Source organism: Paraflavitalea speifideaquila, from assembly GCF_032395985.1.
GTDB lineage: Bacteria > Bacteroidota > Bacteroidia > Chitinophagales > Chitinophagaceae > Paraflavitalea > Paraflavitalea speifideaquila.
This window is the reverse complement of the sequence record NZ_CP135920.1, coordinates 7,175,847-7,194,617: the sequence shown is the minus strand read 5'-3', so window position 1 is coordinate 7,194,617 and position 18,771 is coordinate 7,175,847. Positions and strand designations below refer to the sequence as shown.

Below are 18,771 nucleotides of genomic sequence, written 5' to 3'. Positions count from 1 at the left end.
TAATAAGTCCACAAAAAATGGCGCAGGGGCTTTCATTTATCAACTATTGTTTTTATTTTGTTCCCGGGTTGAGATACCCGCTTACGAATTGAACCCCAATTGATCTTGTAACTTCCATCTCCCGAAAGACCGTTTTTCTAATCCAAACTTTGTGAAACCATCCGTGGCTCGCGTACCTATTCACAAAAAGAAAAAAATGGACCCTTATGGAAATTTTGATCATTTTCCTGGTGGTTTCAAGCATCCTCATACTCCATAATCCGGTGAGTGAGTGGATCAACCGCCTGTTAGTTAAACGTCAGTACAAGACTTTCCTGGCACAAGAAACTTTTTATCACTCCATCATTTCCCCTTATATTCGTTATTATAATCGGTTAAGCCTGGAAGATCAACACAAATTCCTGTTTCGTACTTACCTGTTCCATAGGTCAAAAAAGTTCCATTATATAGAGGTGAGCGAAAGTGCCGAAATGCCTATTCTTATTAGTGCTGCTTCTGTTCAACTTACTTTCGGATTGGACAAGTACCAATTGAATTATTTCAGGGATATCTATGTAATAAAGGACGATTATCATTATGGTTTTTATTCCCGTCCTTTCATGGGCCATGTTGATCTCAGTGGTATTTATTTATCGTGGGATAATTTCCTGAAAGGGATCAAAGGCGAATCGCCCAATTGTAATGTAGGCTTACACGAAATGGGGCATGCACTGGCCTGGGTTAATTTCATTACGCAAACGGAAGAAGACAAGCATTTTAAGAAGGAATTTAAAAATTTCTCCAAGGTTGCCCGTCCTATTTTTGAATCTATGCAGCAGGGGGCAAGGAATATGCTGGGCGAATATGCTGGTGTTAATTACCACGAGTTTTGGGCAGTGAGCGTGGAGGTTTTCTTTGAAAACCCTATCCGCATGCGTCATGAACTGCCTGAACTTTTTAAGGCCATGAGCCTCTTACTGAAGCAAGACCCTTCTGTGATTGTAAATACCGCCAAAATTGCCGCCTAGCGAAGTAACGTTTACCTGACTCAATTTTAAGACATAACAGGCCGTTTTTATGAGCACCATCCTTTGGTGCTCATAAAAACGGCCTTTCCATTTTGCTGCGACCATTTTTCTCAATAGTTTTATCATTTCCAGGAACTAACGCATTATGAACTATCAACCGGGCCTGCACATTATTGCAGAAATATCCTCCTCTCGCCAGCACTTGCTTGAAAAATCTGCTGTCGTACGGCAACTATTGAATAGCCAGATAGAAAAATACAGCCTTAGCAAATTAGGGGAAGTGTACCACGATTTTGAGCCCGGCGGTTTTACGGCAGTCATCTGTTTGAGCGAATCCCATATTTCACTTCATACATGGCCTGAATATGAACGTGTTAACCTGGATATTTATCTTTCTAACTACCAGCGTTACAATGATGATACAGCGCGGCAATTGTTTGATGAGTTGGTGGCTTTTTTGAGGCTGGCATTATCTCCTGTCAACAATTAAAAGATAACCGTATCTATTCATGCAGACAACCCTTCATAGCTGTCCTTCCTGTTCAACGGTCATTACATTTCATTCGCGGGATACCAATTGTATAGTATGTCACCAATGTGGCAGCAGGCTGCAACGGTGGGATGATGGCGTATTGAAGGAAAAGGGAGAAATGGTTAGTGTGCAGGATACACTTTCTCCGATACGGATTGGCACAACAGGTGTATGGAATAATAAAAAGTTTACCGTCATAGGCAGGGTGCGGTGTTATTTTGAGGAAAGCGTTGTTAATAACTGGAATATCTACTTTGAGGATGGTCGCCTGCTGGCGCTCGTAGAAAGTTATGGGCAGTTTGCTATTTATGAAAAGGTGCCATCTGACGTAAAGTTGACCTATAGCAAAGTGTACCGGTTGGCAATGGGAAATGGCGTCGTTGAATCGGCATCTGGTCAAAATTATATACTGGAAAGGAAAAATACCTGCCTTCGTATTGAAGTGGAAGGGGAGGTATGGGTGTTTGATTGGAATGGTGTATTTGGAACTGTGGAAGCGGCCAGCCTCGAGGGCGACCGGGTAGAAATTATGGACCTGGAAAACAATTCATATCTCTATTTCCGGATACATTACGAGGATTTTGATGCATTCAACTTTCAGCAATTGCGCTCATTGAAAGTGGGGAATATTACTAAAACCCTTCCCTGCAACCAATGTAATAAATCTAATGAATTAAAGTCATTCCCGTTGGCGCAGTCCTTCGTTTGTAAGCATTGTGGGGCGGCGCTCTCTTACCATGAAGGGCGGGTGAAGTATCGCCAAAAGCTGAAATTGGATAAAACGCCTGCTATTCCTTTATATTCCAAAGGGGTGCTGAAGGGCACTGAATATGAAGTGGTAGGATATGCAGAGAAAGAAGATGCACACGGATGGCCATGGCGGGAATATACCCTATTCAGTCCCATGAAAGGATATGCTTTCCTGTCGGAATATAATGGGCACTGGATATTTCTGCTGGAAAGAACAAAGCTCCTGTCATGCCATACAGCAATAAACAGGAACTACTGTTTGAAGGAGAGCCATTCCTCTTGTATAACGAATATCACTATTCCATTAAAGATGCACGTGGTGAGTTTCCCGGCGACGTATTCAATGATGCGAGCCCTCATTGCCGGGAATTTATTTCCCTCCTGAAATGTGGGCCAGGGAATTAAACAAAGAAGGATTTGTATGGTATCATGGCGAGCATATCAGTTCTTATGAAATATACAGCGCCTTTGGCCGTGACATTTCATTGCCTTACCGGGTAGGGGTTGGTGCTGTGCAACCAGTGAAAGGAGTTGTCAACCTGCAATGGCTCAAAAGATCCATGCTGGGTGCTGTCTTGTTAATGCTCGTGTTGTTTGGCATTACTACCCTTTTCAATCGGGAGGAGGTAATTTATTCAAATACCCTGTACATGCTGGATTCTACCAGTACGGAATCGGTGGTAACACCGAAATTCAGATTGGAAAAAGGGAGTGGCAACCTGTTGGTAAAGGTGGATGCGCCATTGGTCAACAATTGGCTGGAGACCAATATAACATTGGTAAATGCCGATAATGGAAAAGAATATCCGCTGGTAGTGGGTTTTGAACACTATAGTGGATATGAGGATGGTGAATCCTGGTCGGAAGGTGGCACCTCAATGATGGCCTGCTTACCCAAATACCTGGAGGCAACTATGTTCTTGAGATCATTGCCTCCAAACAGGCAGGTACTGCTATGCCTTATTATACCATCGAAGCCAAATATGATATACCCATGTGGAGCAACCTATGGATATTTCTGGTGCTGGTACTGATACCCGGATTGTTGGTATATGCTTATATCCGTAACCGGGAAGGCGCACGTTGGTCCAACAGCAATTTTTCACCTTATCATACTTCTTCCTAATGCTATTCAATAATCCCAATATAAAAAAGATGGGCTGGTTTTACCTGCTGGTAATTATACTGGCAGGCTGGATGACCTACGCCAATCTGACTGGCTGGAAACTGTTTTATTCCAATGCACCACAAACCTGGAGCTCAAGTGGCCCCGGCTATCATAAATAATCAAACAATATTTTATGCAGGCAAATCCTATTCTAAATTCCGTGATCTATTCCTTTTTGGGGATCGCTGTGCTGGTAATCTCTTTTGTGGTTGTGGAGAAGTTGACTCCCAAACACAACCTCTGGAAGGAGATCGTGGAAAAACAAAATACTGCCCTGGCCATTGTGGCAGGTTTCTTTATGCTGGCCATTGCAATTATTGTAGCATCGGCTATTCACTAACGCGGTAATTATTTTGTATGCAGTTGTTGTTGTTGCTGGCAGTTTTTGTGATTGCCACCTGTGGATTGATATACGAGTTGGTGGCTGGTACCCTTGCCAGTTACCTGTTGGGTGATTCTGTAACACAGTTTTCCACCATCATTGGAGTATACCTTTTTCCATGGGCGTGGGCTCTTTTCTTTCCCGCTATTTTAACCGGAATCTGCTGCGTTGGTTTATCCAGATCGAACTGTTGGTAGGTTTTATCGGCGGATTTAGCGCCATGCTTTTATTCATTGTTTTCCCATTGGCTTCCTCCTTTCGTGTGGTACTGTATACCCTGGTGTTTTTGACAGGAACGGGTGTAGGACTGGAAATACCCATATTAATGCGGATACTGAAAGACAAGGTAGCCTTTAAAGAGCTGGTATCCCGGGTCTTTACATTTGATTATATTGGCGCACTGCTTGCCTCCTTGTTGTTCCCCTTGTTGTTGGTGCCCTACCTGGGGCTGATGCGCACCTCCTTATTCTTCGGCATGCTCAATGTGGGGGTGGGCTTGTTCCTGGCTATTAAATTTGGGAAGGAGATCAGAAATGCCAGCTTATTACGGGCTACGGCTATTGTGCTCATCCTGGCTCAATTGGTAGCGTTTGTATTGTCAGAGCGTATTTTGAATTATTCAGAAAGCCTGGTCTATAACGACCGGATTATTTTTGCCACTTCTTCCCCTTACCAGCGTATTGTACTTACGCGTAATAAAAGAGAAACCCGATTATTCCTGAATGGCAATCTTCAGTTCAGTTCGGCAGATGAATACCGGTATCACGAAGCCCTGGTGCATCCGGGCCTGCAGGCCGTACCCCATCCCAGGCATGTATTGGTATTGGGCGGCGGTGATGGATTGGCCATCCGGGAAATACTCAAATACAATTCGGTTGAAACGGTCACCCTGGTTGATCTTGATGCCGCCATGACGAAATTGTTTACCGCTAATAGTATGTTGGTGGCGCTGAATCAGCATGCCCTCTCCAATCCGCGTGTGCAGGTGATCAATGGAGATGCTTTTTCCTGGTTGCGCAACAATGACCGGCAGTTTGATTTTGTAGTGGTGGATTTCCCAGACCCTTCTAATTTCTCCATAGGGAAACTATACTCCAATACGTTTTATAAATTGTTGTATCAACGCCTGACGCCGCAAGGGATGGCTGTTATTCAATCTACTTCGCCCTATGCAGCGCCACGTTCATTTTGGTGTATTGATCAAACAATCCGGTCGGTAGGATTTCACACAGCCCCTTATCATAACCTGGTCCCTTCATTTGGCGAATGGGGGTATATCCTGGCTATAAAGGACAGTGTATACCATACGCCGGCAGTGTATCCCGCCGGACTGAAATTCCTCAACCCGGCTACCGCCCAACAGATGTTTGTATTTCCGCAGGATATGAAAACTACCAAATCGTTGGCAGTTAATAAACTCAATAACCAGGTACTGGTGGATTATTTTGAAGAAGAATGGGGGCTTACCTGGAATAATTATGCGCAGAAGGAATTTCATACAACAAGTGGCTGCCCTGGCAGGAACCGGATTGGTACTATCGGGGTGTAATGCTAACAACAAACGGCTGGTGCCTGGCAGGATAGTGGGCGCCGCTGCCAAAACCGGGCATTTGCTGCGGGATGGAAAGATACCCGGAGAACCGCAAAGTATTGGCCAGGCGAAGGTAGTGATAGTGGGGGCAGGTATCAGTGGCTTGTCGGCTGCCCGCAGTTTGCACCGGCAGGATATGAAGGATTTCCTGGTGCTGGACCTGGAAGACCATGCCGGTGGTAATGCCTCATCCGGTGCCAATAATGTAAGCCATTACCCTGGGGGCTCATTATGTGCCCCTGCCCAATAATGACCTCAAAGATTATTTATCCTTCTTGCAGGAATGTAACGTGATTACCGGATACGATGCGCAGGGATTGCCCGTATATAATGAATACCATTTGTGTTTTGACCCTGAAGAGCGTTTATATATTAATGGTTCCTGGCAGGAAGGCCTGGTGCCGAGAAATGGTGTGCCGGCCGATGAATGGCAGCAGGTGCAGCGTTTTCTGGAGCACATGAACCAGTTACGATATACCAAAGGGCGCGATGGGAAAGATGCTTTTGCCATACCGGTCAACAACTCTTCCAACGATGAGCAGTTTGTTCAGTGGGATTCACTTACCATGAAAGAATGGTTGTTGCAAAATGGATATACCACGGAATACCTGCATTGGTATTGCAATTATTGCTGCCGGGATGACTTTGGTACACGTTATGACGAAATAGCTGCCTGGGCAGGCATTCATTATTTTGCTGCCCGCAAAGGGCAAGCTGCCAATGCCAAACACCAGGATGTATTGACCTGGCCGCAGGGTAATGGCTGGCTGGTAGAACAGTTACAAAAAGATTTTTCAGACAAAATAAAGCTCAATAGCCTCGTTACCAGCATACGCACTATGGCCGATGGGGTAGAGGTCAGGTACCTTGATGTGGTATCCGGTCATTTACAGGCCATCAGGGCCCAACATTGTATTGTAGCTGTTCCGCAATTCATAGCCTTGCGTTTACTGGCACCCGACACTACCCGCCAGCAATTGGTGCAGGAACATTTTACCTATGCTCCCTGGATGGTGGCCAATCTCACCGTCACTACCTTGCAGGAGCGCAGGGGCGAAGGCCTATGTTGGGACAATGTGATCTATAATAGCGAAGCATTGGGATATGTAGATGCCACCCATCAATCCATTAAGCAGCAAGAACCCGAAAAGGTGCTTACTTATTACTGGCCGCTAACACGGGAGGATGTATTAGCAGAGCGGAAGAAAGCATCTGTCAGAACGCATGAAGAATGGGTGAACCTGGTATTACAGGACCTGGTCAAAGTACATGATAATATTGCCCATGCTGTAACCAATATTGATATTATGATCTGGGGGCATGGCATGATCAGGCCGGTCAGGAATTTTATTCACGGCAAAGCCCGCCGTATACTCAATGAACCTATAGGCCAACGAATATTTTTTGCTCATACCGATCTGGCGGGTCTTTCTTTTTTGAAGAAGGCTTTTACCAGGGCGGGCAGGCAGCAGCAGCGATCTTACAAGTAATCAAAACAGGATGAAGCAACCATGGATATATTCGTCCAGGCTCGATAGTATCTTCATACTATCCCCGCCTTTTATTTCATTACTGATCGTTTTTCTTTTCCCCGGCTTGTTTTCTACCGGTACAGGAATGTCTACTGCCTGGTGGATCATATTGGTGGTTTTTATTGATGTGGCGCATGTATACAGTACCCTATACCGTACTTATTTTGACAGGGATACTTTTCAACAACAGAAAAATAGGCTGATTGGTATCCCGGTTGCGGGATTTATCATTGCTGTATTGTTGTATTACATGGATGCTATGCTTTTCTGGCGGGTGCTGGCTTACCTGGCGGTCTTTCATTTTGTGCGTCAGCAATATGGTTTTATGCGCATATACTCCCGTAAAGAGCCATTCAATAAATGGTATTACCGCATTGATCAGGTGGCTGTTTATAGCGCTACTATTTACCCCTTACTTTATTGGCATTTACATGCACCGCGCAACTTCCACTGGTTTGTGGAAGGGGATTTCCTTTACTTTAAGGCAGGAGTTTTATCGGTGGTGGCCGCTGTAGGCTACCTACTGGTGATCATAGCTTACCTGATCAAAGAGTTTGTATTTGTAAAAAAGGAAAGATTTTTTAACTGGCCACGTAACCTGGTGATGGCAGGCACTTTCCTTTCCTGGTACTTCGGTATAGTATATTTTAATGGCGATATGGCATTTACCTTGCTCAATGTGGTGTCGCATGGTGTGCCCTATATGGCATTAATATGGGTATATGGCCACAAGAAAAGTACCCAACCTGGCAACCGGTCTTATGGCAAACTGGTTAAGCACCTGTTCACAGAATATGGGGTGGTACTGTTTGTATTGAGTATGATGTTGCTGGCGTATGTGGAGGAAGGCTTCTGGGATGCCTGGATATGGAAGGAACATAATAATGTATTTGGTCTCTTTGAGGCTATTGCCTTCAACCCCAAAAGATATACTGGCCCTACTGGTGCCATTACTAGCCCTTCCACAAATTACACATTACATCATCGATGGGTATATCTGGAAAGTTTCTAAGGGGCATATCCCATTCAAGAATAGCTGATGATTTTTTAGCGCAGTATACAACCTGTTTTCTCTGGCTCCAGGCGGCAGCACCTGCATGAAGTCTGTATATTTAACCTGCTTTACCGGATTAAACCTCTTCTGCCGTTGCCGGAATTACCGTTACCTGAACTGCTTCCGCTTTATCCTTTTTGCGTTGCAGTGGCGCATAAATAAGATAATAATACCCCAGGATTAAGATGCCGATGGAAAAGGGAATGATACAATAGGGTTTTACTTTTTCATCTACCGCATAAAATTCCGCGATCATCCAAATGGAGTTGGCAGTGATCCAGATCGTGATGGCCAGGTTATGCGCCAACTCGGCCACAATATGTTTATTTTTCCAGGTAATCCACACGGCCACCAACAAAGTGGGGGCAATCATGATCATGCCCAATGGCCTGAATAATAGGCACCAGCAAAGGTCTTTTACCAACCAGAAAAGAATGTGCAGGTTTTCCAGCTTACGGAACTTGGCCGGAACTACATAAAGCTCCTGTGATTCCTGTGACAAGGCAGTAAAGTTTAAATGACAAAGGGTGGTGAACGATGCAAAAATATAAAACCACGCAGAAAAATACCTCCCCAAATTGAGTAGGGGGTAGGGTATTGTGTGTGAATGACTTAAGGGGTTTAGTGGTCAGTGATGAGTTGTGAGTAGGGGCGGTAAGTCACTTCCCACTCGCCTACCGGGCTAATACCCGCTGAAATCGCTTCACATCAGCCAATGGATCAAGTGTTGTACCGCCTTTCAGGGAGTTGACCCATTGGTTGGCAAACCAGGGAGCCAAAGAACAACCCTTGGTGCCCATGCCATTGAAAATACCTACCGCCGGATGTTGTGGATGAAAGCCAACAAAGGGCCGGCGTTCCAGCGTGGCAGGCCGTAAGGATGCTTTATGGTCAATGATCTGGAAAGGCAGTTTAATGGTTTGTAACAACCAGTTATGGGCAAACTGGCGGTATCCCGGCGTAGGCAGGTCATTGTCAAACTCCCACAGGTAGGTGGAGCCCAGCCAGAAAATATCATCCTTCCAGGGCACCAGGTTAAATCCTTTTTAAAAATATGGGTAGCTGGCAGGTCCTTGATCTCTACCCATACGGCTTCGCCTTTATTGGGAGCAAAGGGCAGGTTTTTGAAGTAAGGGTTTTGAGCCGTGGCTATACCATCGCTAAAAATAACACGGGAGGCCGTAATGTCTTTATAAGTAATACCATCGGGTGTTACCTGCAGGTGGTCTAATTCAAACCATTCTTCCCGTAGTAGTTGCTGGCTTTGCAGGAGCGAACGATAAGCTGGTAAAATATCCTGCAACCTGATCAAATAACAGGGATCTATCTCACCATAGCCAAAGTCGTAGTTGAATAAAGTATGCCAGTGATAGATATCTGCTGGTAGTGATAAATATTGTGGGTCCTCTTCGTACTTCTTTTCAAAAGCAAGTTTCATTTGTGGGGTGGCATAAAAATCGACAATGCTTGTTGTTTCCATGGCCTTGATATCCAATGCAGCCCCCAAGGCTGTATAGGCTTCCTGTGCAAGAGGCATTACCTCATCGATCAGCCATGTTTTTACAATGCGCCTGCCGGTAACCGGGTTGATGATGCCGGCTGCCACTTTGGAAGCGGTATTGTTTTGCGGCTGATCGATCACCACGTAAGAATACCCGGCTTGTTGCAGGTACCAGCTTAAAAGGTTCCGCAAATACCCTGGCCCACGATCAGGAAGTCTTTGTGCATAATGCAAAAATAAGCCGGCCACCCTTTCAAAGAGTGGCCGGCTTAAAAACCCAACTGGTTTATTTGTTTAGTAGAGGTGACACCTTTCCCTTGCGACGCAGACGAAAGGTGTCACCTCTTTCTGATAAGGTGGGCCACCCTGCCGCCCGGCAAAGCAGCGCTGCAGGGTGGCCCGCCTTTGTGTGCAATCACCTCTTATTTCGTTTCCACATTTACCTTCACTCCTTCAGAATGACTGGTAAATTCAGGTGCATACATGCACTGAATGCTGGTTACCCCATTGCTGAAGGTACCCGTATGGGTAACGAACAAGGGATATTCAAATACCCAGGTGCCCTTGGGCAGGTACCCAAAGAAGAAATTGGTGCTGGCATCCCTGGTACTTTCATAATAACCCAATCCGCCCTGCCATTTGTAGCTGCTCAACACATTTACCGGTTCCATACAAGCAGCCCGCATATCTTTCATGTGCACATATTCCATATTGCGGTCTACCCGCAGCTCAATACGCACTTTTACTTTATCACCTACCTGCAGCGCATCACCTTCGTTAATGGGCTGTAATACCGGCCCACGGTCTGTGAGCTTTTCTACAAACAGTTTCTTACTCAGCTTCAATGGTGTTTCTGCCGAAGTGATCTTGTCCAGGTTCTCAAAATACTGCCAGTATACAGCTCCCCAGGATACCGACTCGTTGGCAGCAGGCGCCGATGAAGAAACCGTTACTTTGATATTCCCCATTTCGGGTTTTACATCTTTACCATCAATTACTTTCTTAAAGTAACCCGTACCCGCTTCGGCGGCCTGGTCATTGCTGCGAATAGTGTAGTTACCCAGGCTGATCTGTACTTCGGGTGTATTGCTAAGCCAGTCATTGCCTTGTAATAACAGCGCATAACACGCATCTGCTGTGGCCCTGGTGGTTTTCCAGTTCTGCGTTTGCTTTTGTTTCAACAGCCAGGCCTTCATATCCCCAACCGCTTTGCTGTCTTTTGTTACTTCCGTAAAGACTTCTATCATCAATGCCTGGCTTTCAATGGGGCTTTGGTACCAGTAATAACCTGGAGCAAAGGCTTTCCAGTACATGCCCATCTCTTCATTCACCAGTGCATTTTGCTTCAGCGATGCTACTACCGCATTGGCTGTTTTACTATCGCCCGTGCGGTGAAGGGCCAAAGCGATCATGCCCTGCATGTACTTGCTTTGTTTTACCCAATGCTGTTGCGCTTGTTTCCTGAAGTAGTTATAAGCTTTAGACACCTCGGCCGGTATGGCAGTTTCCGGGAAGAAGCTGCGCATGTACAGGTATTGGATCTGTATGTTGCTCAATCCTTCCAGCGGCTCTTTTGCTTATTGCTCTTCAACAGGTCCTCATAATCCTTTTTCAAGGCTTTATCCAGGTAAGGGATGGCAGCTTTTATGATGGCGGTGATCTTTTTATCATCCTGCAGGGCTTTCAGTTTTTAAGGTGGCCCATGCTGGTGATGATGTACTGCGTAATATAGCGGTCATCGGGCCCGCCCTGGAACCATACAAAGCCGCCATTGCTGCTTTGCATATCCTGCAACTGGTTAAGGGCCGATTGCTGTTCGCGGCTCATGCGCACCATGTCAAACAGCAGACCAATATTCCTTTTTGCTGCGCTTCTGTTTTTGCTTCCAATACCCAGGGTGTTTCCTGCAACAATACAGACTTCAGTTCTTCATTCTTTGCAGGTTGCTCAACAAGGACGCTGTATCCGTCGTTTTCCAGCGTTCAAAGATGGCCTTGATACGGGGCGAAGCATTGGCAATAGAGCTGGCCAGCGAATTGGCATAATACCGGTTGAATACCTGCTCGGCACACTCATAGGGGTACTCCATGAGGTAGGGAGGGCCTGTACGGCATACCAGGCGGGATTGCTGGTAAACTCAACAGTCAGTGCATGCTGGTTCAGCGTTTCACTGGCGCCGCTTTTCAGCAGCTTATCAAAGCTGAAGTTTTTAGTGGCATTACCACGCACAGGCAGCGGCAGGCTTTCTGTTACCAGCATCCGGTTGCTCACAACGGGCAGCATATTTTCTTCTCCATCACTCAAGGCTTGCTCATTAGACCCTGCCTTGGTAGATGCTACCAGCCGGTAAGTAACCGGTTTATTATACTGATAAGGTATCTCTAAGGAGAAGTTAACGGGAATGCTTTGACCCGCACCTACTGTAAAGAACTGGTTGGGGAACACATTGCGGAACCAGCCATCCACCGATTGGTTGGTGGTGGGATCGATCAGTTGCAATTCTACCTGCCCGGTCAGTTCTTTACTGCTTAGGTTCACGATCTTACCGCTGAAGTCCATCCGGTCGCCTTCGCGCATAAAGCGGGGGGCATTGGGTTGTACCATTAGTTCCTTCTGCGTAATGATGTTTTTCTCACTGTAGCCAAAGGCCAGTTCCTTGCTGTGGGTCAGGCTCATCCATTTCCATTGCGTAAGCGCTTCGGGCATGGTGAAGGAAAACTCCACATTGCCTTCGGCATCCGTATGCAGGTCGGGGAAGAAGAAAGCCGTTTCATTGAAATTCTTGCGCGGTTGTACAGCAGGGGCAGAAGGAGTTTGCTGCTTTTCATCAACTTCTACCAGATCAGCAACGGTCTTTTTTGTCTTTTCTCCCCAAGCAAACATCTCACCTTGGGATTTTATTTCTTCATTTGCTATAGGAGCTGCTGCCGCTACTGCCATTTCTGCTTCTCCTTTCCGGTAAAGTCTTCTTCCGCCTACGGCTCCTCTTAGCATAATTTGGGTGCCGCCCCCACTACCCAGGTCCATCAACTGGTCATACGTTTTTTCAAAGTAGGCCGGATTATCATCCCGGTCATTCCATTCCTGCGATGCCACCTGCCGGAAGTTCGCATTGCCATCCCAATTGGATGAAAAGTAATAATAGTTCCAGATAGAAGGTGATTGCCAGTTGTGCGTCTTAAACTGATCGAGTGAAGCGTCATACATGGCGGTGAGCATTTCGGCTGCCACCTGATCTCCTTTGTATCCACTGATCTTTACTTTCCACTTTTCGGCACTGCCAGGCAAGGTCTTATCGCGGAAGGTCGTATAGGCAATGGTCAGTTCCTTATTGGTGTAAGGAATAGTAAACTGCAGGTTATCGGTATATACCCGGTTATGCTTTTACAAAAGCGATCTGTACACCCAGCCCGCCACGGTCATTTTCCGAAACAGGTAGCTCAAAAGACAAACTATTACGATTCAACAGGGTGAACCTACGTTCTTCTTTGGCATCCCTTCTTCCAACATCATGGATCATAAATACATCGCCCAGGTTGGTACTAAGCTGGTAGCTGGCTGTTTGGCCTGGCTCGTAAATGGTTTTCACAGCCTCAATACTACCATAAGCCGCAGGGTTGATGTTGCTGGTTGTATTGTACAACTGAGTATACTGTTTGTCCTTTACCGTTTCACCAAATTTGTCTTTGGTGATGGCTTCCACTACATACCAGCCGGCTGGCAAGGAAGATTGTTTGATGGCAAACTTTCCGTTGGCACTGGTAGTATCTGTAAGTTCCAGTACCTTCTCTCCTTTTCCCAGGTGCTTACCTCATTTTCATTTTTATAGATATCATAAGGGAAAGCTGCCTGGTATTCCTGCTGCGTCAGCACAAACTGGTCGGGCTGCTCCCAATAACGATTGCGGTAGCTGCGTTCGGGCACTTTCAATTTGTGGATGGTGAGGGTTACGGTGGCTTGCTCAAACAGGTCATTGAAATTGGTGGTATTTACCTGGATGGTCTTAATGCTGTCGGTATGTAGTTTTGCCAGAGCGCCTACCTTTAACTGAAGGGCCTGGTAAGCTACGGCTACCGAGGCATTGCCACTTCGTGTTTCTCCGTTAATATCTGTTACATCGGCACTCACTTCATAGTGGAAGCTGGGCTGGTCTTTTTATCTACGCCTAGATCGGGCAGCGCTTTAAAGGTGATCTCAAAGCTGCCATTGGCCTTGGTGGTGGTAGTGCCATGGGCAACTTCCACTTCTTTGCTGCTAGAAGGCGGCCATATTTTATGACCCCAGCCATAATACCACATCGGCATAATGGTTTTGCGTACTACCCTGTACTTTACGGCAGCCCCGTCTATATTATTACCGGCATAAGCTTTGGCCGTACCAATTACTTTGATACTGTCGTTGAGCCGGTAGCTGCCGGCAGGTTTGGCAATCTCTGTATAGAACTTAGGCCGCTTGTATTCTTCTACTGAAAAATAAATACTTCCATTCGTCTTTTTGTCCTGCAGGTGAAACTGACCATTCAGCACATTGGAAGGCAAAGTAAACTTACCGGAGTAAGATCCATAGGCATTGGTAGTTACTTTGATGGAGTCTGCCTGTTGCCCGTTTACATCTATCAATGCCAGGGTGGTAGAGAAATTGGCCAACACTGCATTTTGATTGGACCCTCACGCCGGTTGAGCACAATGCCCTTAAAATAGATGATCTGTCCCGGCCTGTAAATAGAACGGTCGGTAAACAGAAAACTTTGGTTGCTGGAGGTCGCAGGCGGGGTTTCCCCACGTTGGTAGTTATACTGGAATTCATCCAGCGACAGGCGATCTTCTTTGGTGGATATTTCTATACGGAAATAATTATTGCTATTCGTCTTGGGCGGATAAAGGGTAAAATACCCGTTCTTATCGGTGAACATATTTTCTCCCTGACGTTCCACTTCCTTGCTGGCATTGTAATCATAGTTGCGGTACCATACCTGTACGGCAGCACGGGCAATGGGCGCGCCTGTTTCACGGTCCAATACAAAATAGTCCTTGTCCTTATTGATATAGGCCAGGTTGGAAACGTAAAATTGCTGTATGGCCAAAGGATTGTTGGTAAAACCAAACTCTTTGTTAGCGCTCACCAGGAAAGCATATTCACCTACGGGCAATCCATCGGCTTTGATCTCTATCCGATGCTGCTGATAATCTTTGGTATCAGGCAGGCTTTGTGTAAAGGTTTTAAGTACGGGCAAGCCAATCAGTTTTTTCCAGTAACCGTCACCCCAGGTATCATTGCCCAGGCTGGTCCTTGTTTTTTTATCCATTTTCACCAACCTCACGTGCAGTTGTGTAATATTCCGGTAGGTAACCAGCGTACGGAAAGCTTGTCCTGGAATATTTACCCTTTCTGTTTGCAGGTTCACCTCCTTGTGTTGGATAGTCGCCAGCAGGTTAATGCAATTGGCTTTTCCTTCACTGTTCTCTTTTTTGTTGCACAACCTGTTCGCAAATTTCTTTGGCTTTTAAATAAGCGTAGCGGTGGGTGGTATCTTTTAATGCATCGTAGGATCCGGCTTCTTCCACATAAGTATTGGCCAGTAAATACCAGGCCTGTGCCGCAATGGGCCGGTTGCTGTGGGCGGTAGTAAGCTGTTCCAGTGCTTTGCGGTACAGTCCTTTTTATTATCAACAACGGCATAGCTGTTTGCGAAAGCCAGGCGGTCAATATCAATATCAATCAGCGCATCCGGTTGGGCATCCGTGAGGTGAAACTGGATCAGGCGTTGGTAAAGCTGCAGGGCTTTGGCATGCAGCGACAGGCTATCAGTCGTCACAAAACGGTGATTGGCAAAAGTGCGGGCATCGGCAAAAGCGGCGGCGTCATCAATTTCAAAAGCATCGGCCGGTTTGTTGATATTCCTTTCATCCGTTTTGAAATAGGTCAGCGCATGATTGGCCAACAGATCAAAGAGGGTGGGACGCAGGTGCCGTGTATTGCCCTTTTCAATGATGGCATCAAAAGGTTCCAGTTTCGTTTGCCTTAGTAATTTTTCATTCTTTAAAGAAGCCAGGTACAGGTCACTGATCTTTTTATGCAGATTGGCGCTGCTCCAGGTCGCAATATCTGTTTGGTTAAAGTTGACTGTAGTGGAACGGTCATACAATTTCCAGCGGTTTTGCTGGAAATAGCTCCAATACAAACTGGCCGTTATGTTTTCCAGGATGGCGCGTGCCGGTTCGGCAGCTTTGCCTATTTCGGCTTCCATCTCCGCAATGGTGCTTTTATTGGGATCTTCTTCCTTGATATCCCTTAGCTGGGCACGGTATATCAATGCCTTGATGAGCTGTGCATCATTTTTTTTCTTTTTGTGCCTGTGCATATAGCTTATTCACTTCCGTGAGGGCCGATGCGGGTAGCCCTTTTGTTGAATAAGACTGTCAATTTTTTCCAGGCTTTGTCGTAAGTAGTCATTTTTGCTGGGCGGTTGCGGTAAATAGAAATAAGGCGGATAGTGCTAAGCATAAGACCTTTTAACGGGCATACTATCAAATTTTATACAAGTTATACAATCTGCAATATTTTTGCGTCTTTGCGCGTTTTAAAATGCGCATTATCCTATTGTGATGCAGTAATTGATCCAATTTCATACACCTAAAATCCCCTATGGCTGATATAGCAAAGCTTTAACATATTCTTACTAAACGATCTGTACATCCTGGCATCTAATCCTAAACAACCAACAGGAGGTTTATATGAAAACAGTTTTTACCCTTATTTTACTGGTTTTCGCTTATACGGTGACTGCACATCCCAATAATGGAAAATTAAGCATTACCAACCTGGGCAACCAGCGGCTACTGGTAGAGGTAGATGGTAAGCGGTTTGAAAACCGTATCCGGGATGATGATAAGTTTATGTTAATCCCTGCTTTGTCTACGGGTATACACTCGCTTAAGGTGTATGTATTAACAAATGGCAGGAGTGGAATAACACGGAAGCCAAGCCTCCTCTTCCAAAAAAATATCAACGTACGGGCGCAATACCATATTGATGTAGTGATCAACCGTTTTGGCCGGGTATTGTACGATGAATTGTCCATGAAGGATCCCAATTATGTGGATACAGATGATAATGATTGGTACAATGATCGCCCCAAAGGCCGTGATACGGATTATTATCCCGGCCGTGACGACCGCGACAGGCCCCGGGATAGGGATAACAGGTATGACCGGCCCATGAGTGATCAGTCTTTTGCTGCCCTGAAAGAGACCCTTACCAAAGAGCGTTTCGATAATTCCAGGGTTACCATTGCCAAGCAGGTAATTGACCAGAATTATTTTACGGCCGAACAGGTAAAACAACTGGCACTGATGTATTCATTCGATAGTTATAAGCTCGATCTTGCAAAATATGCCTATAAGAATACCGTGAATAAGCAGGATTATTTCATACTGTATGAAGTATTTTCCTTCAGCAACAGTAAGGACAACCTGGCCAATTATATCCGGCAATTCAAATAACTGTTTCTACGTGTTTAAAGTGATGGATTAAATTGAAGGCCCCGGCATTGCCCGGGGCTTTTGATTGTTGGGGTCTGGCAAAAGTATAATAATCTGGCAGAAGGGCCATAAAATACCGTTAGCAGCAGTTAAGGGATCAATGTCGTTTAGTTCTTTTAGGGGAGTCACTCTGCCGCCGGGCTGATGCAGCGCTGCAGCGGGACCCACCTTTGTAACTGGCAAAAGTTTTCTTAATGAAACGATATTGGTTGAGGAATAGGCATCCTAAAGAAAAGCGGCCCGCTATTGGAAGCGGACCGCTTTTAAAGTATTGGTCAATTGGCCGGGCGATCCCGGTTATTTTTCTGATCACAGCAGCCATGGTTGCACCAATGTCTGCAGGGCTGGATACTACATGGATACCGCAATCGGCCATGATCTTCATTTTGGCTTCGGCAGTATCTTCTGCACCGCCCACGATGGCGCCAGCGTGGCCCATACGACGTCCGGGAGGAGCCGTTTGACCGGCAATGAAACCTACTACCGGTTTTGTGCCATGCTCTTTGTACCAGCGGGCAGCTTCTGCTTCCATGCCGCCACCAATTTCACCGATCATTACGATAGCTTCTGTTTCGGGATCATTCATGAACAATTCCAGGGCTTCTTTGGTAGTGGTACCAATGATGGGGTCGCCACCGATACCTACTGCAGTTGAAACACCCAACCCAGCTTTAGCTACCTGGTCAGATGCTTCGTAGGTGAGGGTACCTGATTTAGAAACGATACCGATCTTTCCTTTCTTGAATACAAAACCGGGCATGATACCTACTTTGCACTCATCGGCTGTGATAACACCGGGGCAATTGGGCCCAATCAGCCTGGTTTTAGTACCCTGGAGGTACAGTTTGGCTTTTACCATATCCTGTACAGGGATACCTTCGGTAATACAAACTACGAGGCCAATACCCGCTTCAGCAGCTTCCATAATAGCGTCGGCTGCAAAGGGAGGGGGACAAATATGATCGATACATCGGCTTTAGTGGCTTTCACGGCTTCTGCCACGGTATTGAATACGGGGCGATCCAGGTGGGTAGTACCGCCTTTATTGGGCGTTACACCTCCCACCACATTGGTACCATATTCGATCATTTGGGTAGCATGAAAAGTGCCTTCCGTACCGGTAAAGCCTTGCACCAGTATCTTTGATTGTTTGTTAACTAATATGCTCATAGCGGTGATTTATAAATTCAGGAGCCGCAAAAGTAAGGCATAATGTGCATATGTAGGGAGGTAAAATCAACAGGCCAGATACGAGAACCGGAACCCCCGAAACGCACGCTAAAAGCCTCTTAATGAAATGAAAGAGAGCCTGATAGATCCGATATTAATAATAATTTAATACCAGCAATATGGCCGTCATTTATAGCCCCATTGATACCTTTTGCAGGTGATCAAAGGCAAGTACAAAGCGAAAATATTGATCTATTTGTCAGACAAGCACCGACGCTACAGTGAGATCAAACGAAAATTCCCTTTGATGAGCGAACGTATCCTCATCAAGCAATTGAAGGAGTTGGAGCAGGAGGGCATCATTGCCAAAACTGTTACCGGCCATAAGCCACCCCTCATCGTACAATATTTCATCACCCCGTATGGTTCCACCGTATGCCCCATCATCAAACAAATGTGGTTCTGGGGCGAACGGCATGAACAACGCCCGTGTTAAACCATCACCATTTGTTCGTTATTGCCTGGCTTTGCCATTCCTGGTAA

24 protein-coding genes and 1 pseudogene are annotated in these 18,771 nt (G+C 45.9%); 12 read left to right on the top strand and 13 right to left on the bottom strand.

Annotation, left to right across the window (positions count from 1 at the left end):
• The first annotated feature begins 206 nt into the window (after positions 1–206).
• The 10 genes from RS881_RS49395 to RS881_RS49350 all read left to right on the top strand — a co-directional run bounded on the left by RS881_RS49395 (position 207) and on the right by RS881_RS49350 (position 7,974).
• A complete protein-coding gene (locus RS881_RS49395) occupies positions 207–1,007 on the top strand; it encodes a zinc-dependent peptidase (RefSeq protein WP_315817561.1) in 801 nt (266 codons plus the stop codon).
• Positions 1,008–1,152: 145 nt separating this feature from the next.
• On the top strand, positions 1,153–1,497 hold the full coding sequence (locus tag RS881_RS49390) for an S-adenosylmethionine decarboxylase family protein (RefSeq protein WP_315817560.1): 345 nt from the start codon (positions 1,153–1,155) through the stop codon (positions 1,495–1,497).
• A gap of 19 nt (positions 1,498–1,516) precedes the next feature.
• Entirely contained in the window at positions 1,517–2,674 is a 1,158-nt protein-coding gene (locus RS881_RS49385; RefSeq protein WP_315817559.1) for a DUF4178 domain-containing protein, read from the top strand.
• A gap of 1 nt (position 2,675) precedes the next feature.
• The gene (locus RS881_RS49380) at positions 2,676–3,323 is read left to right on the top strand and encodes a hypothetical protein (protein ID WP_315817558.1); all 648 of its coding nucleotides are present in this window, start codon (positions 2,676–2,678) and stop codon (positions 3,321–3,323) included.
• 91 nt (positions 3,324–3,414) lie between these two features.
• Positions 3,415–3,576: a hypothetical protein gene (locus tag RS881_RS49375; protein WP_315817557.1), complete on the top strand. Its 162-nt coding sequence runs from the start codon at positions 3,415–3,417 to the stop codon at positions 3,574–3,576.
• 41 nt (positions 3,577–3,617) lie between these two features.
• Entirely contained in the window at positions 3,618–3,797 is a 180-nt protein-coding gene (locus RS881_RS49370) for a DUF350 domain-containing protein (RefSeq protein ID WP_315817556.1), read from the top strand.
• Between the two features lie 160 nt (positions 3,798–3,957).
• A complete protein-coding gene (locus tag RS881_RS49365) occupies positions 3,958–5,388 on the top strand; it encodes a polyamine aminopropyltransferase (RefSeq protein WP_315817555.1) in 1,431 nt (476 codons plus the stop codon).
• Positions 5,389–5,407: 19 nt separating this feature from the next.
• Positions 5,408–5,680 carry an FAD-dependent oxidoreductase gene (locus RS881_RS49360; RefSeq protein WP_315817554.1) on the top strand — a complete coding sequence of 91 codons (273 nt, stop codon included), beginning with the start codon at positions 5,408–5,410 and terminating at the stop codon, positions 5,678–5,680.
• On the top strand, positions 5,664–6,920 hold the full coding sequence (locus tag RS881_RS49355; protein WP_315817553.1) for an FAD-dependent oxidoreductase: 1,257 nt from the start codon (positions 5,664–5,666) through the stop codon (positions 6,918–6,920). Before RS881_RS49360 ends, RS881_RS49355 begins: the two co-directional genes overlap by 17 nt.
• A gap of 10 nt (positions 6,921–6,930) precedes the next feature.
• Positions 6,931–7,974 (top strand): hypothetical protein, encoded by a 1,044-nt coding sequence (locus RS881_RS49350; RefSeq protein ID WP_315817552.1) that lies wholly within the window; start codon positions 6,931–6,933, stop codon positions 7,972–7,974.
• Positions 7,975–8,092: 118 nt separating this feature from the next.
• Here RS881_RS49350 and RS881_RS49345 read toward each other — a convergent pair whose 3' ends face one another.
• The 11 genes from RS881_RS49345 to RS881_RS49295 form a co-directional block, all read right to left on the bottom strand.
• Entirely contained in the window at positions 8,093–8,518 is a 426-nt protein-coding gene (locus RS881_RS49345) for a hypothetical protein (protein WP_315817551.1), read from the bottom strand.
• A 172-nt stretch (positions 8,519–8,690) separates the two neighbouring features.
• Positions 8,691–8,816 (bottom strand): hypothetical protein, encoded by a 126-nt coding sequence (locus RS881_RS49340; RefSeq protein WP_315817550.1) that lies wholly within the window; start codon positions 8,814–8,816, stop codon positions 8,691–8,693.
• Positions 8,817–8,830: 14 nt separating this feature from the next.
• Positions 8,831–9,709, bottom strand: a complete 879-nt coding sequence (locus RS881_RS49335; RefSeq protein WP_315817549.1) for an FAD-binding oxidoreductase/lyase — start codon at positions 9,707–9,709, stop codon at positions 8,831–8,833.
• A 230-nt stretch (positions 9,710–9,939) separates the two neighbouring features.
• A complete protein-coding gene (locus tag RS881_RS49330) occupies positions 9,940–11,073 on the bottom strand; it encodes an alpha-2-macroglobulin family protein (protein WP_315817548.1) in 1,134 nt (377 codons plus the stop codon).
• 127 nt (positions 11,074–11,200) lie between these two features.
• A complete protein-coding gene (locus RS881_RS49325; RefSeq protein ID WP_315817547.1) occupies positions 11,201–11,344 on the bottom strand; it encodes a hypothetical protein in 144 nt (47 codons plus the stop codon).
• A gap of 120 nt (positions 11,345–11,464) precedes the next feature.
• Positions 11,465–12,805 carry an alpha-2-macroglobulin family protein gene (locus RS881_RS49320; RefSeq protein WP_315817546.1) on the bottom strand — a complete coding sequence of 447 codons (1,341 nt, stop codon included), beginning with the start codon at positions 12,803–12,805 and terminating at the stop codon, positions 11,465–11,467.
• An 88-nt stretch (positions 12,806–12,893) separates the two neighbouring features.
• Entirely contained in the window at positions 12,894–13,241 is a 348-nt protein-coding gene (locus RS881_RS49315; protein WP_315817545.1) for a hypothetical protein, read from the bottom strand.
• Positions 13,220–13,645 carry a hypothetical protein gene (locus RS881_RS49310; protein ID WP_315817544.1) on the bottom strand — a complete coding sequence of 142 codons (426 nt, stop codon included), beginning with the start codon at positions 13,643–13,645 and terminating at the stop codon, positions 13,220–13,222. The genes RS881_RS49315 and RS881_RS49310 overlap by 22 nt, the downstream gene beginning before the upstream one ends.
• Complete coding sequence (locus RS881_RS49305; protein WP_315817543.1) at positions 13,642–14,166, bottom strand: hypothetical protein; 525 nt, start codon at positions 14,164–14,166, stop codon at positions 13,642–13,644. The genes RS881_RS49310 and RS881_RS49305 overlap by 4 nt, the downstream gene beginning before the upstream one ends.
• Positions 14,133–14,996 carry a hypothetical protein gene (locus RS881_RS49300; protein ID WP_315817542.1) on the bottom strand — a complete coding sequence of 288 codons (864 nt, stop codon included), beginning with the start codon at positions 14,994–14,996 and terminating at the stop codon, positions 14,133–14,135. Before RS881_RS49300 ends, RS881_RS49305 begins: the two co-directional genes overlap by 34 nt.
• Before the next feature lie 54 nt (positions 14,997–15,050).
• Positions 15,051–15,878: a hypothetical protein gene (locus RS881_RS49295; protein ID WP_315817541.1), complete on the bottom strand. Its 828-nt coding sequence runs from the start codon at positions 15,876–15,878 to the stop codon at positions 15,051–15,053.
• 373 nt (positions 15,879–16,251) lie between these two features.
• On the opposite strand from RS881_RS49295, the gene RS881_RS49290 reads away from it, so the two are divergent.
• Complete coding sequence (locus RS881_RS49290) at positions 16,252–17,019, top strand: proline and serine-rich protein 1 family protein (protein WP_315817540.1); 768 nt, start codon at positions 16,252–16,254, stop codon at positions 17,017–17,019.
• 136 nt (positions 17,020–17,155) lie between these two features.
• On the opposite strand, the gene RS881_RS62105 is transcribed toward RS881_RS49290, so the two are convergent.
• Positions 17,156–17,983 (bottom strand): succinate--CoA ligase subunit alpha, encoded by an 828-nt coding sequence (locus RS881_RS62105; RefSeq protein WP_315824862.1) that lies wholly within the window; start codon positions 17,981–17,983, stop codon positions 17,156–17,158.
• A gap of 9 nt (positions 17,984–17,992) precedes the next feature.
• A pseudogene (locus RS881_RS62100) lies at positions 17,993–18,228 on the bottom strand (succinate--CoA ligase subunit alpha); the annotation flags it as partial.
• A gap of 217 nt (positions 18,229–18,445) precedes the next feature.
• Here RS881_RS62100 and RS881_RS49275 point away from each other — a divergent pair.
• A complete protein-coding gene (locus RS881_RS49275) occupies positions 18,446–18,724 on the top strand; it encodes a winged helix-turn-helix transcriptional regulator (protein ID WP_315817539.1) in 279 nt (92 codons plus the stop codon).
• Positions 18,725–18,771 lie beyond the last annotated feature (47 nt).